The organism is Photobacterium lucens (assembly GCF_009873615.1).
GTDB classification, from domain to species: Bacteria; Pseudomonadota; Gammaproteobacteria; order Enterobacterales; family Vibrionaceae; genus Photobacterium; species Photobacterium lucens.
Genome location: NZ_SSMG01000063.1, coordinates 1 through 15,186, shown reverse-complemented (window position 1 = coordinate 15,186; position 15,186 = coordinate 1). Strand labels below are relative to the sequence as shown.

Annotated in this window: 15 protein-coding genes; 5 read left to right on the top strand and 10 right to left on the bottom strand. The window is 41.0% G+C overall.

Going from position 1 to position 15,186, the window contains the following annotated elements; genetic code table 11:
• Positions 1-167: 167 nt before the first annotated feature.
• From lolE to lolC, 3 genes are read right to left on the bottom strand one after another with little or no spacing between them, the layout of a single operon-like run.
• Positions 168-1,415 (bottom strand): lipoprotein-releasing ABC transporter permease subunit LolE, encoded by a 1,248-nt coding sequence (gene lolE / locus E5A76_RS03705; protein WP_053988275.1) that lies wholly within the window; start codon positions 1,413-1,415, stop codon positions 168-170.
• Positions 1,415-2,107: a lipoprotein-releasing ABC transporter ATP-binding protein LolD gene (lolD, locus tag E5A76_RS03700; RefSeq protein WP_053988276.1), complete on the bottom strand. Its 693-nt coding sequence runs from the start codon at positions 2,105-2,107 to the stop codon at positions 1,415-1,417. The genes lolE and lolD overlap by 1 nt, the downstream gene beginning before the upstream one ends.
• On the bottom strand, positions 2,100-3,305 hold the full coding sequence (lolC, locus tag E5A76_RS03695; protein ID WP_053988277.1) for a lipoprotein-releasing ABC transporter permease subunit LolC: 1,206 nt from the start codon (positions 3,303-3,305) through the stop codon (positions 2,100-2,102). The genes lolD and lolC overlap by 8 nt, the downstream gene beginning before the upstream one ends.
• A gap of 255 nt (positions 3,306-3,560) precedes the next feature.
• Between lolC and E5A76_RS03690 the strand changes: the two genes are divergently transcribed.
• From E5A76_RS03690 to E5A76_RS03670, 5 genes are all read left to right on the top strand, one after another.
• The gene (locus E5A76_RS03690; protein ID WP_161118133.1) at positions 3,561-4,145 is read left to right on the top strand and encodes a PilZ domain-containing protein; all 585 of its coding nucleotides are present in this window, start codon (positions 3,561-3,563) and stop codon (positions 4,143-4,145) included.
• A complete protein-coding gene (gene mfd / locus E5A76_RS03685; RefSeq protein WP_161118132.1) occupies positions 4,138-7,599 on the top strand; it encodes a transcription-repair coupling factor in 3,462 nt (1,153 codons plus the stop codon). Before E5A76_RS03690 ends, mfd begins: the two co-directional genes overlap by 8 nt.
• A gap of 84 nt (positions 7,600-7,683) precedes the next feature.
• A complete protein-coding gene (locus tag E5A76_RS03680) occupies positions 7,684-8,238 on the top strand; it encodes a GNAT family N-acetyltransferase (RefSeq protein WP_161118131.1) in 555 nt (184 codons plus the stop codon).
• Positions 8,239-8,361: 123 nt separating this feature from the next.
• Positions 8,362-8,601, top strand: coding sequence for a YecH family metal-binding protein (locus E5A76_RS03675; RefSeq protein ID WP_053988281.1), 240 nt, complete (start codon positions 8,362-8,364; stop codon positions 8,599-8,601).
• Positions 8,602-8,695: 94 nt separating this feature from the next.
• Entirely contained in the window at positions 8,696-9,169 is a 474-nt protein-coding gene (locus tag E5A76_RS03670) for an FKBP-type peptidyl-prolyl cis-trans isomerase (RefSeq protein ID WP_161118130.1), read from the top strand.
• Between the two features lie 84 nt (positions 9,170-9,253).
• Here the strand turns inward: E5A76_RS03670 and E5A76_RS03665 are convergent, their stop codons facing one another.
• The 7 genes from E5A76_RS03665 to hinT form a co-directional block, all read right to left on the bottom strand.
• The gene (locus tag E5A76_RS03665; RefSeq protein ID WP_161118129.1) at positions 9,254-10,543 is read right to left on the bottom strand and encodes an NAD(P)/FAD-dependent oxidoreductase; all 1,290 of its coding nucleotides are present in this window, start codon (positions 10,541-10,543) and stop codon (positions 9,254-9,256) included.
• A gap of 189 nt (positions 10,544-10,732) precedes the next feature.
• Entirely contained in the window at positions 10,733-11,272 is a 540-nt protein-coding gene (gene ycfP / locus E5A76_RS03660; protein ID WP_053988284.1) for an alpha/beta hydrolase YcfP, read from the bottom strand.
• Positions 11,273-11,457: 185 nt separating this feature from the next.
• The gene (locus tag E5A76_RS03655) at positions 11,458-12,297 is read right to left on the bottom strand and encodes a DUF6279 family lipoprotein (RefSeq protein ID WP_237459076.1); all 840 of its coding nucleotides are present in this window, start codon (positions 12,295-12,297) and stop codon (positions 11,458-11,460) included.
• A gap of 68 nt (positions 12,298-12,365) precedes the next feature.
• Entirely contained in the window at positions 12,366-13,283 is a 918-nt protein-coding gene (locus tag E5A76_RS03650) for a phosphotransferase (RefSeq protein WP_161118127.1), read from the bottom strand.
• A gap of 35 nt (positions 13,284-13,318) precedes the next feature.
• Positions 13,319-13,903, bottom strand: a complete 585-nt coding sequence (gene lpoB, locus E5A76_RS03645) for a penicillin-binding protein activator LpoB (protein ID WP_053988287.1) — start codon at positions 13,901-13,903, stop codon at positions 13,319-13,321.
• Between the two features lie 30 nt (positions 13,904-13,933).
• A complete protein-coding gene (locus E5A76_RS03640) occupies positions 13,934-14,320 on the bottom strand; it encodes a YcfL family protein (RefSeq protein ID WP_053988288.1) in 387 nt (128 codons plus the stop codon).
• Between the two features lie 320 nt (positions 14,321-14,640).
• Positions 14,641-14,991 carry a purine nucleoside phosphoramidase gene (hinT, locus tag E5A76_RS03635; protein WP_008986761.1) on the bottom strand — a complete coding sequence of 117 codons (351 nt, stop codon included), beginning with the start codon at positions 14,989-14,991 and terminating at the stop codon, positions 14,641-14,643.
• Between the last annotated feature and the right edge of the window lie 195 nt (positions 14,992-15,186).

The following is a 15,186-nucleotide window of genomic DNA, read 5'->3' as shown; positions in this document are numbered from 1 at the left end:
ATTTATAAAACATACTAAATAATTCCTTTTAAATATGAATAACGATCACAGTATTCGCTATAAAAATAGAATTAAATTTGAATATTCAAATATATAGACTCGAATAAACATAGGTATAAAAAAACGGAGCCTTTAAAGACTCCGTTCATAACAATGATATTTATCTGTTACTTTGCACTTAGCACACGCGCTGGCTGCAAATTACTTGCCCTGCGTGCTGGGTACCACGTCGCGATCAAGCTTAATAAAATAGCAGTAACGGAAACAATAATTACATCTTGATACGCTAATTGCGTTGGCAAGAAGTCGATAAAGTAGATATCACCCGATAAAAAGTGATGACCAATGATCTTCTCAATCACACGAACAATATGAGTCAAATTAACGGCCAATAAACAGCCCATAATAGAGCCCAGTACACTACCTAATACGCCAGATAATACACCATGCCATATAAAGATCGATTTCACTAAACGATCACTTGCCCCCATAGTACGTAAAATTGCGATATCAGAAGCACGATCTTTTACTGCCATCATCAATGTAGACACGATATTGAAACATGCAACACCGATAACCAGTACCATTACGAGATACATGATTGTACGAACCAACTGAATATCACGGTACATATAACCGTATTGCTGCGTCCAACTTTTCAGGTATACATAAACAGGCAGAGTATTACCCACTTCTTTCACAATACGCTGAGCTTCAAGCACTTTATCAACATTAATTTGAATACCAGAGACGCCGCTTCCCATATCCATGTATTTTTGTGCATCAGCCAGTGGAACAATCGCTAGTTTATGATCGATTTCGCCACCTAACGCAAGAATACCTGCTACCTGTAAACGAATACGGTGTGGAGCACGAAGTTTATTCATTTCAGGATCAGAGTTAGGGATCATAGCTGTAACCCAATCCCCTACTTTTAGATCAAGCTTTTGTGCCACACCTTGACCTAGAATCACCTCTTTTTTACCTGCACTGAATTTACTCCACGCATTATTTTTCACGTAACGAGGTAATTCACTGACTTTTAATTGTTCTTTCGGGTTAACGCCACGAACGCCAACCGCTTTAAGTTTGGTGCCTTTTTCAAGCAATGCCGTAAATTCAACATAAGGTGCTGCGGCAGTTACATCTGGGTGCTTTTCAATTTGTTTAACTAACGGCTGCCAATCATTTAATGGTGGTTCCACCGCTTGTAACTCACCATGCGGGATCACCGATAGCACACGTGTTTCCAATTCACGTTCAAAACCGTTCATTGCCGATAAGCCAACAATGATCACTGCTACACCGACAGCAATACCCAACATGGATGACATTGAAATAAATGACACCATACGGTTACGTTTTTTAGAACGGTTAAACCGACTACCTATATATAAAGAGAGAGGGCGAAACATTAAGCCTCCACCACTACTTGTGATAACACGCCATCTTGCATGTGCATACAGCGATCAAGCTTACCCGCTAATTCACTATCGTGAGTAACCACTAAAAATGCCGTGCCTGATTCAGCATTCAGTTTGCGCATCAAATCATAAATTTCTAGCGCTGTTTTATGATCAAGGTTACCTGTTGGTTCATCTGCAAGTACAATGGATGGGTTATTCACTAACGCACGAGCAATAGCAACACGTTGACGCTCACCACCACTTAACTCGGATGGACGATGATCATGACGATGACTTAATCCCACCATTGAAAGCATATCTTGTGCACGAGTTTTAGCTTCTCCAACATGTACACCAGCAATTAACAGTGGCATTGCCACGTTTTCAACTGCAGTAAAATCTGCAAGTAGGTGGTGAAACTGATACACAAAACCAATCTCTTGGTTACGGATTTTCGCTTGCTTATTGGCACTTAAGGTATCTAAACGCTGTCCTTTAAAGAAAACTTCACCATCGGTTGGTTCATCCAACGCGCCTAAAATATGTAATAAAGTACTCTTACCTGAACCTGATGAACCGACAATTGCCACTAACTCATTATCAGCAATATCTAAATTCACTTGTTTTAAAACTTCTGTCTCAAATTGCCCTTCTTTATAGGTTTTACAAAGTTGATGACAAGATAACAACGCATTATTCATAACGAAGAGCCTCAGCAGGACGGACAGCGGCCGCACGATAAGAAGGAAAAACAGTCGCTAATAAGCTCAAGCTAATAGCCCCTAAAATAACCAATAGAATTTGGAGTGGTTCAATTACCGATGGTAACGTGCCGCCAATGGAAGCTAAATCGACACCCAATACGGAAAGAATGCTATTTAAATTATGTGCCATTAATGCGCCAAACAAGCCGCCGAGTAGTGCCCCAATTACACCACTACTTGCGCCTTGAACCATAAAGATCGTTAACACTTGGCGATGTGTCATCCCTTGTGTTTTTAAAATAGCGACTTCAGATTGCTTCTCCATCACCACCATGACTAAAGCAGAGATAATATTAAATGCTGCCACACCAATGATCAGACCTAGCATTAACCCCATCATGTTCTTTTCCATCTTAACCGCTTGGAAAAGCTCACCACGTTGGTCGCGCCAGTCAGACCATGTCCAACCTTTTGGTAATTTCTCTTTCAGTTCAGGAACGGTAAACGGATCATCAAGGTATAAACGCCAACCGGTCATTTGATCGAGTTTATAGCGCAGCAGTCGGCCTGCATCTGAAATGTTTGTATATACCAATTGCTGATCAACATCAGAACCCGTGTCATAAATACCAGCCACTTCAAAATTACGTTGGCTCGGCATACGACCAAGCGGCGTGAATTGACTCGCACTGGTTACCATTAAGCGAATTTTATCGCCCGGCTGTACCCCAAGAGATACCGCCATAGCTTGGCCAATAATCACTTTAAAACTGCCCGGTGTTAGCGACGATAAGCTCCCCACCATTAGATGTTTGGCAATTGGCTCATATTGGTTAGGTTCAATACCAATCATAGTGCCTGCCGTAATAGAACTCGCACTTTGAATGATTGCTTCACCACGGGTAATAGCGGTTACATTTACGACATGAGGTAATTTTCTTAAGACTTCAGGTGCATTTTCTGAGAGCGGTACACGCCCATCAGCACTTGATACAACCGCTTGCGGTAACACGCCTAAAATTCGACCTTTTAATTGGTCTTCAAAACCATTCATCACTGACATAACGGTAATCAGTGCCATTACACCAATCGTAATACCTGCGGTAGACATGTAGGAGACGAAGCGACTAAAGCGATCGCCCGATCGACCACGCAAGTAACGTAAGCCGATGAAAAAAGAAACTGGATGAAACATAGGATAGAGAAACCACTCCTTTATTGGGTTGCTCAAGAATACTCGTTCACACCATTAATTACCATCTAACATAGTAAATGTAATGTAAATTCAGTGACTAAATGATCAACACTCAACCGAGTTTACTTGCTCCCAAGTAACTGCTAAGTAATAATCAGTTCAATAAAATCAAGCTGAATATAGTGTTGCTGTACGTTATATCATCAACACTTATTATTAGTTTGAACAATAGGATTTTTTCGCAGTGAGTGCGTTATGACACATCAAGATGAGTACTTCTCAGTCCAGCTTGGGCTAACCATTAACGTTGAACGTTTGTCTGAACATGAAAGCGTCCCAAACGAACATGACTTTCAAGGTGAGATCCCACCGCTCTTTCGTATAGCCAGCGAATGTTCAAACCTTGAAGATAATGCAGATCGTCTATTTGCCAGCTTCAATAAAAATGAAACGCAGGCACTAATAGATTACCTTGCGGCACAAAATAGTAAAATCAACCTCCTCTTGTCTTACGTACTTTCACAACAAGATGATCCTGCTTACCGTTTTACCACCTTAACGTTTGGCGCAAGCAACCTAAGTTTTACCAGTTCAAAGCCCTATCACATTGGCGAAAATGTTAAAGTAAAACTGTTTTTAGACTACCCAGCGGCGGCGATTTATTGCTACGCTGAAATCACAGAAAGCCTTGCTAGCGATGATAAATTTATTATTAAACTGCGTTATACCCGCTTATTAGAAGATGATCGTGATTTGCTGATCCGCGCAGCTTTATATAGCCAGCAAAAGCTCTTACGCCAACGTGCTCAACAAAGACAATTAAATAATAACGATGAATAACAAACAGTTACTTTCAATACCTTTACCTAGTAAGGCTGGGGATAACCGCTACATTGGTAATATCAAAGGCGCGGCGCTGGCGCTTTCTTTTGCAGAAATCGCAGCGTCGCATAAAGGTCCTATTCTTGCGGTAGTGCCAGATACCCAAACAGCACTGAAACTACAGCCAGAAATTAGCCAGTTTTGTGATGTGGATGTGAATGTTTTTCCTGATTGGGAAACACTGCCATACGATAATTTTTCGCCACACCAAGACATTATCTCTGAGCGTTTAGCACGCTTATACAAAATGCCAACGCAGAAAAATGGCATTATTTTGGTTCCTATTAGCACTCTGTTACAGCGTCTAACACCGAGCGAATTTATTCACCAACACGCGTTAATGGTGAAAAATGGTGATCGTATGTCGCTGGAAAGACTACGTCTGCAACTTGAAGTATCAGGTTATCGCCATGTCGATCAAGTAATGGAACATGGTGAGTATGCCAGCCGTGGCTCATTGCTCGATCTATTCCCAATGGGTAGCCAGTCTCCTTATCGTATTGATTTCTTTGACGATGAAGTAGATTCCATTCGCCAATTTGATCCTGATAACCAGCGTTCAACCGGCGAAATTGACAGTATTAATCTACTGCCAGCACATGAATTCCCAACCGATGAAATTGCGGTCGAAAATTTCCGTATGCGCTGGCGTGAACGCTTTGAAGCCCGTAGGGAACCTGAATCTATTTACCAACAAGTCAGCAAACGCACTTGGCCTGCAGGTATCGAGTACTGGCAACCGCTGTTTTTTGATAAAACAGAAACTTTATTCGATTACCTGCCAGACAATGCTCTGCTAGTGACCTTAGGTGAACTAGAGCCAGCCGTCGATACTTTCCTTGCTGATGCAGATTACCGCTACGATCAACGTCGTGTTGATCCTCTTCGTCCATTACTTGAGCCTAAAGAGCTATGGCTAACTAAAGACGAAATGTTTGCAGGCTTTAAAACCTTGCCTCGTGTTCGCATCCAGCCAGAAACCGTTGATGATGACAAAGCTGGACGTTTTAATCCGCAATTAGAACCTGTGCCAAGCATCACTATCAACCATCAGCTAAAAGAGCCTTTTGCCGAACTTCGTCGTTTTGATGAACAGTTCCAAGGTAAAGTCATTTTCTCTGTCGCTTCTGAAGGTCGACGTGAAGCCTTACTTGATCTTCTTGCTCGAATTAAAGTGCGCCCACTGGTCTGCAAAACATTAGATGAAGCACTAGATAACCCAACGAAACATAGCTTAGTCATTGGTCCTGCTGAAAACGGCTTCATTCTTGATAAACCAAGTGTTGCTTTCTTATGTGAAAGTGATTTATTAGGCGAGCGTATTGTTCAACGCCGACGTCGTGATGATAAAAAAACCACCGTTAACGCCGATACCATTATTCGCAACCTTGCTGAACTGCAAATTGGTCAACCTGTCGTTCATATCGATCACGGTATTGGTCGCTATCAAGGTTTACAAACCCTTGAAGCCGGTGGGATCAAAACTGAATACGTTACCCTTGAATATCAAGGTGGCGCAAAGCTATACGTCCCTGTTGCATCGCTCCATTTAATAAGCCGCTATTCTGGTGGTGCAGAAGAAACCGCACCAATCCATAAACTGGGTGGTGAAACATGGGCCAAGGCACGTAAAAAAGCCGCTGAAAAAGTGCGTGATGTTGCTGCTGAGTTACTGGATGTTTATGCTAAACGTGAGCTAAAACCAGGCTTTAAATTCACGCTTGATCGTGAAGCCTATGCCGAATTCAGTGCAGGCTTCCCATACGAAGAAACCTATGATCAGGCGTTAGCTATCAATGCCGTATTATCAGACATGTGCCAAACCAAAGTAATGGATCGCTTAGTCTGCGGTGATGTTGGCTTTGGTAAAACAGAAGTTGCGATGCGTGCTGCCTTTGTTGCGGTAGATAACAACAAGCAAGTCACCGTATTAGTACCAACGACCCTACTTGCCCAACAGCACTTTGAAAACTTCCGTGACCGTTTCGCTAACACGCCAATTCGTGTTGAAGTACTTTCTCGCTTTAAAACAGCGAAAGAGCAAAAGCAAATATTAGCAGATGTTGAAGAAGGTAAAATCGATATTCTTATCGGTACCCACAAGCTACTGAATAGCAGTGTGAACTACAACGACTTAGGCCTATTAATTGTCGATGAAGAGCACCGTTTTGGGGTTCGTCAGAAAGAGAAAATCAAAGCGATCCGTGCCAATGTTGATATCTTAACCTTAACTGCAACGCCAATTCCTCGAACCTTGAATATGGCCATGAGCGGTATGCGTGATCTATCGATTATCGCAACGCCTCCTGCTCGTCGTTTAGCGATCAAAACCTTTGTTCGCCAATCAGAAGATGCGGTGATCCGTGAAGCAGTATTACGTGAAATTAGTCGTGGTGGTCAGGTCTACTTCCTTCATAACGAAGTCGATACGATTGAGAAAACGACCGAAGATCTGGCGAAACTTATCCCAGAAGCGCGTGTAACTTTTGCTCATGGTCAAATGCGTGAACGTGAACTTGAAAAAATCATGGGTGATTTCTACCACCAGCGTTTCAACGTATTAGTTTGTACCACGATTATTGAAACAGGTATCGATGTTCCAACGGCTAATACCATTATTATGGATCGTGCCGATAACCTTGGTTTAGCGCAGCTTCACCAGTTACGTGGTCGTGTTGGTCGCTCCCATCACCAAGCCTATGCTTACCTATTAACACCACACCCTAAGCGCATGACTAAAGATGCAGTTAAACGTTTAGAAGCAATTTCTTCACTTGAAGATCTGGGTGCTGGCTTTACCCTTGCAACCCACGATTTAGAAATTCGTGGTGCGGGTGAACTATTGGGTGATGAGCAAAGTGGTCAAATCCAATCCGTTGGCTTTAGCTTATTCATGGAAATGCTAGAGCAAGCAGTAGAAGCCCTAAAAGAAGGCAAAGAGCCATCATTGGATGACTTACTGAAGCAGCAAACCGAAGTGGAACTGCGTATTCCTGCACTACTGCCTGATGACTACATTCCTGACATCAATACGCGTTTATCACTGTATAAGCGCATTGCAAGTGCTAAAGATGACAATGAGCTAAACGAAATCAAAGTGGAATTAATCGATCGTTTTGGCTTGTTACCAGATGCAGCGGCAAACTTACTGACGGTTAACCATGTCAAACTGAAAGCAGCAACGATTGGTATTAAGAAAATTGAGAATGGTGAGAAAGGCGGGTATTTTGAATTTGATCAAAATGCAGCGATTAACCCAACGTTCTTAGTCGGTTTGCTTCAAACCCAACCCAACATCTTTAGAATGGAAGGACCAACCAAACTGAAGATTTTGGCTGAACAATCAGATCGCAAGAAACGCATTAAATTCCTTGAAGATCTGCTTGAGCAATTTCGTCAAAACATGCTGTAACTAAGTAACAACCAGAAAGTACTGATCTCTTTGGATCAGTACTTTTCATTCCACGCTTTTCTCTTCTTTATAGGCAGGATAGCCATGAAACTTGATTTCGAACTTTCTACGCCTCGGCTCATTCTCCGACCATTCAAAAGTGCAGATTTGACCGATTTTCTTACAGCTGTACATGAATCGACAGCTGATTTATCGCCATGGTTAGAATGGTGTGATAGCAGTTTTGATCAACATGATGCCCATGAATGGATTAATGCCAGTAGACTAAGTTGGCAAACAGATTTTAGCTATGAATTTGCGATTTTTAACCGCTTTGATGACGAATTTATTGGTACCGTTTCACTCAGTGCCATTATTCCAATGACTAACAGTGCTAATTTGGGCTATTGGATCAGAAGCAGTTATCACCGACAAGGCTTTGCGACTGAAGCCAACATTGCAGCAGTACAATTTGCTTTTCAAATGTTAGGGTTAACACGATTAGAAATCGTTACTCACATCGATAACTACGCTAGTCAAAAAACAGCTAAAGCTTGTAATGCACAATTAGAATGTGAAGCACGTAATCGCATTTTCTATCACAACAAGCCTCTCGATGGGTTAGTTTTCTCGCTAGTACCAGAAGATTTAATGATGTAGTTTTAAATACAAAACTAATAGTTGCATTTAAAATGCTATTTATTAATTCAAATCAACGTTCACGCTTTGTCCTTGGGTTATGCTGCTTCCAAATAGCAAAAAATAAACAAGGACAACCTTATTATGAACACTTTTCATGCTCACGATATCTTGAATTTACTAATCGAATCAGACACGCCATACACCCTAGCAACACTTAAAACCAAAGTAGAAGACCAGTTCGGTGCTGATGCAACCTTCTACACCTGTAAGCTAAAAGATCTCAGCATTGAGCAACTGCTTCAGTTCTTTGTTGAGAAAAACAAAGTAACAATCAACGATGATATCGTCACTGCCAATATTGCGAATATGTGCCACCACTAAAAGCTGTTATCTGCCCCATTGTTTTACGTTTTCATGCTGTTAGAAACACAGTGAAATGGTAAGATGCAATAAATTCATTTGTAAGGATACTATTGTGTCAAAAATTGTTATCGCCGTAGTGGTTGCCGTTTTATTGGCTTTCTTCCTTTATCGTTCATACAACAATAAACAAGTCGCAGCTGAGAACATTAAGGTTGGTGAAACCTTCCTTGCTGAAAACAAATTAAAAGAAGGTGTACAGACAACCCCTTCTGGCTTGCAATACCTTGTTCTACAAAAAGGCACAGGTACTGAGCATCCAAAAGCAACAGATAGCGTAACGGTTCACTATCACGGTACATTAATTGATGGAACTGTATTTGATAGCTCTGTTGATCGTGGCGAGAAGATCTCTTTCCCTCTGAACCGCGTGATCAAAGGCTGGACGGAAGGTTTACAGCACATGGTTGTGGGCGAAAAAATCCGCTTATTTATCCCTGCTAACCTTGCTTACGGCAATAACGGTGCAGGTAGCATTCCACCGGGCTCTGTACTGATCTTTGATGTTGAGTTATTCAAAATCAACTAAGTGCCAACAAGTTCAATTAAACGACTTGAAACAAAAACGCCAGCATGATTGCTGGCGTTTTTTATTTACTTAATAAAGCAAAACTTAGTGTAGCTTCAAGCTTGGACGAAGCACACGGTTAATACGGCTTACTAGCATAATAAGACCCGTCTTAAACATGCCGTGTAGCGCCATTTGGTGCATACGGTATAGTGAAATGTACACCATACGTGCAATACGACCTTCAACCATCATCGAACCTTTTGATAGGTTACCCATCAAGCTACCTACCGTAGAGAAACGGCTTAATGATACAAGTGAGCCGTGATCACTGTAAACGTAAGGCTTTTGCTCACGATCAGTAATTTTCGCTACGATGTTTGAGAAACAACGACTTGCCATTTGGTGAGCAGCCTGTGCACGAGGTGGTACAAATGAACCATCTTCTTGTACGCATGATGCTAAATCACCAATCACGTAAATATCATCATCACGTGTTGTTTGTAGTGTTGGTTTAACCACTAACTGATTGATACGGTTCGTTTCTAAACCAGCAATATCTTTCATGAAATCAGGCGCTTTAATACCTGCTGCCCACACCATGATTTGTGCTGGGATATGATCGCCATCTTTGGTTGTTAAACCCGTTTCATCGGCTTTCGTTACCATAGTCCCCGTACGAACAGTTACACCCAGTTTTGTTAGCTCACTGTGTGCCGCTTGAGAAATACGAGGTGGCAGCGCAGGAAGAATGCGATCGCCCGCTTCTACTAGGTTTACGTTTAGGCGTGAACTATCTAAATCACCGAAACCGTAGTTATGCAACTCTTTAACTGCGTTATGAAGCTCAGCTGATAGCTCAACACCTGTAGCCCCTGCACCAACAATTGCAATATCTACAGTTTGTTGTTCTTTATTGTTTTGCAACTTCATAAACTGGTTGTTCATTTCAGAGCGGAAACGGTGTGCTTGCTCTGGGCTATCAAGGAAAATACAGTGCTCACGAACACCCGGAGTATTAAAGTCATTTGATGTTGAGCCAATTGCTAGCACAAGAATATCGTATTCCAGCGTACGTTCAGGCACTAACAACTCATTTTGCTTATCATACAGTGCAGCAAGCGTGATGGTTTTATTATCACGATCAATGCCTTCTAATGAGCCCATTTGGAAATCAAAGTGATGGTTTTTCGCATGTGCACGGTAACTGATAGCATCAACACCCGCATCTAATGAACCTGTTGCTACTTCATGTAGTAATGGTTTCCATAAGTGACTTGCACGACGATCCACTAAAGTAACTTCTGCACGACCTTTACGACCAAGGGTACGACCTAACTTAGTAGCAAGCTCTAAGCCACCTGCACCGCCTCCAACAACGATAATTCGAGTCAAGATTACTTCCTCTTTAATTTATGAATTTTAAAACCGACAAATACCTAATTGCATAACAGACTGTGTTTTTGATTATTTGTTGAGCAATCAGACTGCTAGGCAACAAGGTATCTGAGACCTGTAAGGTCACATATGTAGGCAGACGGATCTATGATCCGTCTGAAATGTAGGAGGTAGTATGTTTCGTTATTATTGCGCTTTAAACGCTTTTATTTTTTGTAGATGTTGCGAGATCTTTTTAAACTTATGTGTTTCATTTTCATCCCACATAATGTCATAAAATTGATCTAGCTCATCTTTTGTAGCTTGATTATCTAATACTTCGTCATTAGTTGAAAGTATGCAGAGACAATTACCTGCATTTTTTTTACGAAAATCAGCAACACATTTCGTCATAATGTCAGAATATTCTTCTGGGCGATCAATGCGCCCTTCCATATTCAATTCTGGGTGTAAATTTGGGTTAAAAATGACTTGTTTAATCCCACATAAGAAGCCAATACGCTCAGCCCAATAGCCCCCTAACCCTACACCACAAATCAATGGTGACTCATCCTTACTTTCATCCACCAGCTTGTGCACTTCTTTTAGCAGGTGTTGCATATCATGCTTAGGATGAAGGGTGCTGTAGTTTACAAAGCGGACATCAGGGTCGATAAACTGCAACTGCAAAACCTTTTCATGATTACCAGGGCTTGTTGAGTCAAAGCCATGCAAATAAATAATCATTTCAATTCCCTCTCGCTTTCACTAAATATCTTCCTGTCCTCATTTCGGACTGTATAAATCTAACACTTTTACTAGGGTTTAACAGAGCGATTGTAAAATTTATGATCTTCGCTGCAAACTTTGCAACAATCTAGCTATATATCGATATTCCAATCATCTCAGTGCACAATGCAGCACCAGCACGACTATCGGTTTTGGATTAATTCTGCGATGTCTTTACGCAAATCTGTGAGCTCTGCTTGCAAATGCTTTAACTGTTGCTGGCTTAAACTGTGGTTTAACTGCTGCATTATTTCAAACCGCTGTGCCAAATATTTATCGAGTTGCGACTGATATACCGAACTTTCTAATGCAACGATCCTTTTTACTTGCAGCGTAATAATTTGTTCAAATTCAGGCGTACTGCGCTGTTTTAATGCCTTCGTTAACTGTGACAGATTATTCTGTGCCATATTTTGAAATACTGTTGATTGCTGTAATTGCAATTGCGCTAATTGCATGAGCAACTGTTTCTGTGGTTGAGTTAACCGTCCTATCCAATCTGTCGCTTTGTCTTCAAGTTCATCGTATCTATCTTGTAAGCGCTCTTTCGCTGTCTTTTCTAAACGTTCTTTTTTACGTTTGCTAAGCTCAGCTTGAATCGCTTGCAAACTCTCAGTGACTTGCTTTGGACTCATTGTTTTAACCACTTTAATAATAGGCGCAACGAAAACAACAGCAGAGGCTTGTCCTGCTTTGGTGAAAGCATCGTGATAATGGGCAATTTGTTCGGCAGTGAGTGGCTGTTTCAAATCGTTTTGGAGAGAAAAAATTAAACGATGAAATTGAGGCAAGATCTGTTTGCGATGTTCAGCAAGTGCATTATCTAAGCCTTGCTCTAACTGGCTTTGTTGAGCTGAATTAAGATCAATATAATCAGACAGATAATAATCAATCCAAAAATCAAGCGAATTATAGCCTAACTTGAAAGTGCAACTTGATAGCATAACGGCCATCAATATCGCTATTAATATTCTTTTCCACATCAGTACAGCTCCTTGTACAAACGCTTCAACAATAATCATAGCTTGCCATTATCACAATAACAGGATGATTAATTTACGAGTGACGCTAACTTTTGCTCTAAGATATCAGCTTGATGAAGATAATCTTTATCTCCCCACACTTGATAGCCCACAAGATACCAAAGCAGAGCTAAATACTCACACCAAGGTTGCCATGCACTGACAGCCTCAAGCCAATATTCAAGATTAACAACAAAGGTATCGTCATATTGCTGCCTTGCTCGACAATAATCCATGACGGCACGCTCAGGATCTAAACCATTTGCTAAAATCGTCATGGTTAAATCCAACGATGGATCGCCAGCAGCCGCATATTCCCAATCAATCACGGTTAAACTCACTGGCTCACTCTGTGCAAGCAACTTTTGATCACTTGGAACAATGATGTTGTATCGCCCTAAATCAAAATGGCAGCAAGTATCTGAAAAATACTGAGGCAAAGACTGCGCTTGAAAATAGTGATCAATTGACACTAATTGAATGGATTTAAATTGCTCGGGGATATGTTGCCAATAAAACGATAAACGCTGTTTAACCTCTAACCGATGTTCTGGCAAAGCTAAGGCATGGATCTGTGCCTGTAATTGGCATAGCTGTGCATCAGAAACATCATCAGCAGCTTGCTTTCCTTCTAACCACTCAACAATTAACACCGACTCATTCATTGATGATGACGGTAGCAATAATGCATAAGGTATTGGTGCAATACCACTTTCAGCAATGGTGTGAAGTAATTGACATTCATGCTGGCGATTAACACCAAACATATATGCCGATGGGGTTAATGGCCGCCAAACATAATCAGCAGCAGATTGAGTTGAGGGATGGAATAAAGATAATTTCCAGCAGCGATTGGTTAACCCACCCGTTAATGGGCTCGCTGCTAGAAATTGGGCGTCTGGTAACAGGGACAACGGTGTAGGATCAAAACGCTCGTTATCTTTCATTGCTAAATAATACCGTTACCAAGCTCTGTTGATGATCACCAACCTTGAGAGTCGCCTTTAGGTGCTAAACCTGTATCAGCCCATTCAATTGCGCCAGATTTGGTATTCATCAAACGCATTGTCATTTTATAGAAAGGTACGTTTTGACCGTTTTGACGCTTACTTGTATTGGTCAAATTACCATACAACATGTACTGCGCCCCCACCATATTGGCAAATTGAATCGCAGTGCTTTGATTTACAAAACGATCATCATCTTGGAAGTTCATCTGCTTACGTACGGCATCAACACGAGACTTTTCAGCAAACTTGAATTTACCAGAACGTGAGATTTTAGACTTAATCGTGTCTGTCAGTGATGCTGTATCTACATGACCGCTGGTATTATTTTGAATATTGTTTACAACAACAATAGGATGCTTACGACCAGAAGTAATAGAAGCAACTGCAGGTGAAGACAACATCTTCGTTGTCATCTTTGATGCTGTATTTTCTAAATCATTAGAGCCAAAATTAATCGATGGCGTTTCAGGAATATGTGAATTCACATAATCGACAGTTTGAGCACAACCACCTAACAGTGATGATGCCGCCAATAATGCAAGAACGCTTTTTTTCATTATGAAACCTTAATGATATTTTCAATTAAATCAGTGTTCGGCTCTGCGTACATAGATACGATATTGGGTTGCTTCTAATTGATGAGCAACACCTTGTAGCGTCATCGTATCATTGCCCTTTAGTACAAATTGGTGCCAAGGCGCATCGCTTCCACTGACTTCTAAACCTTGCGCATCATACCAGTAAAATCGGTATTGCAAGTTCATATCCGTGTTAACTTTGTTTGCGACAACAACAGACGCTTTCATTAACCCGTTAACCTTCGATGTATGGGCATTATTAAACGCTAAGCTACGTGCAAGAACGGCATTACCAATAACGACATTTTGATTGCTATTTTCAATACTAATACCAGCGGGATCACTACTGCATGCTGTGACCATTAGTGCTAAAAATAATGTCATTAAATACTTCATTACACGCCTCCTAATAGCGCGACCACCAGAACACTGGTGCTTATGTCAACAACCCCACACTATTACTGTGCGTCCTGCTTTTGTGTCATTTGATCAATAACGGAGATGAATTTTAATGTTAGCTCGCGATGATTGCCAACAATGTTCTGCATTTCTCTCAATTTTGCTGTATTTACCACCTGCTGTGACCAACAAAAAAGCCTGAACATTGCGCAAAATGTCACATTTACAATGTAAACAGATGCAATATTCAGGCTTCAATAACTCGATAATCTTTCTATCTTTTCGTTTTACTACGTCAAGATAATCAAAAATAGCGATTAACCAACAATCATAGGACCTAAAGGACGACCGCCAAGTAGGTGCATGTGAATGTGGTAAACTTCTTGTCCACCATGAGGGTTACAGTTCACAATTAAACGGTAGCCATCTTCTGCAACGCCTTCTTTTTCAGCAAGTTGACGTGCCACAGTAAACATACGACCCATCATTAATTCATCGTCTGCTTCAACATCATTCACTGTTGGGATCAGTTTATTCGGAATAATTAGAATGTGGCTTGGCGCACGAGGATTAATATCACGAAATGCCGTGACTAAATCATCTTGATACAAAATATCAGCTGGAATTTCTTTACGAATAATTTTACTGAAGATAGTTTCTTCCGCCATTTCTGACTCCATCAACTCATTGTTATTAGTTTGATTCTTGAGTATGCGCCAGTCATTACTATTGCGCAATAATGAACACTGTTTTTAACATTTTATCGGGAAAAAATTTCATCCTTTCGTGTTTTTTTGATGCAGCGATCAAACAATTGATGCCTAAATCAATTTATCTATCAAGAGTCTAGCTGAAGTGACGAT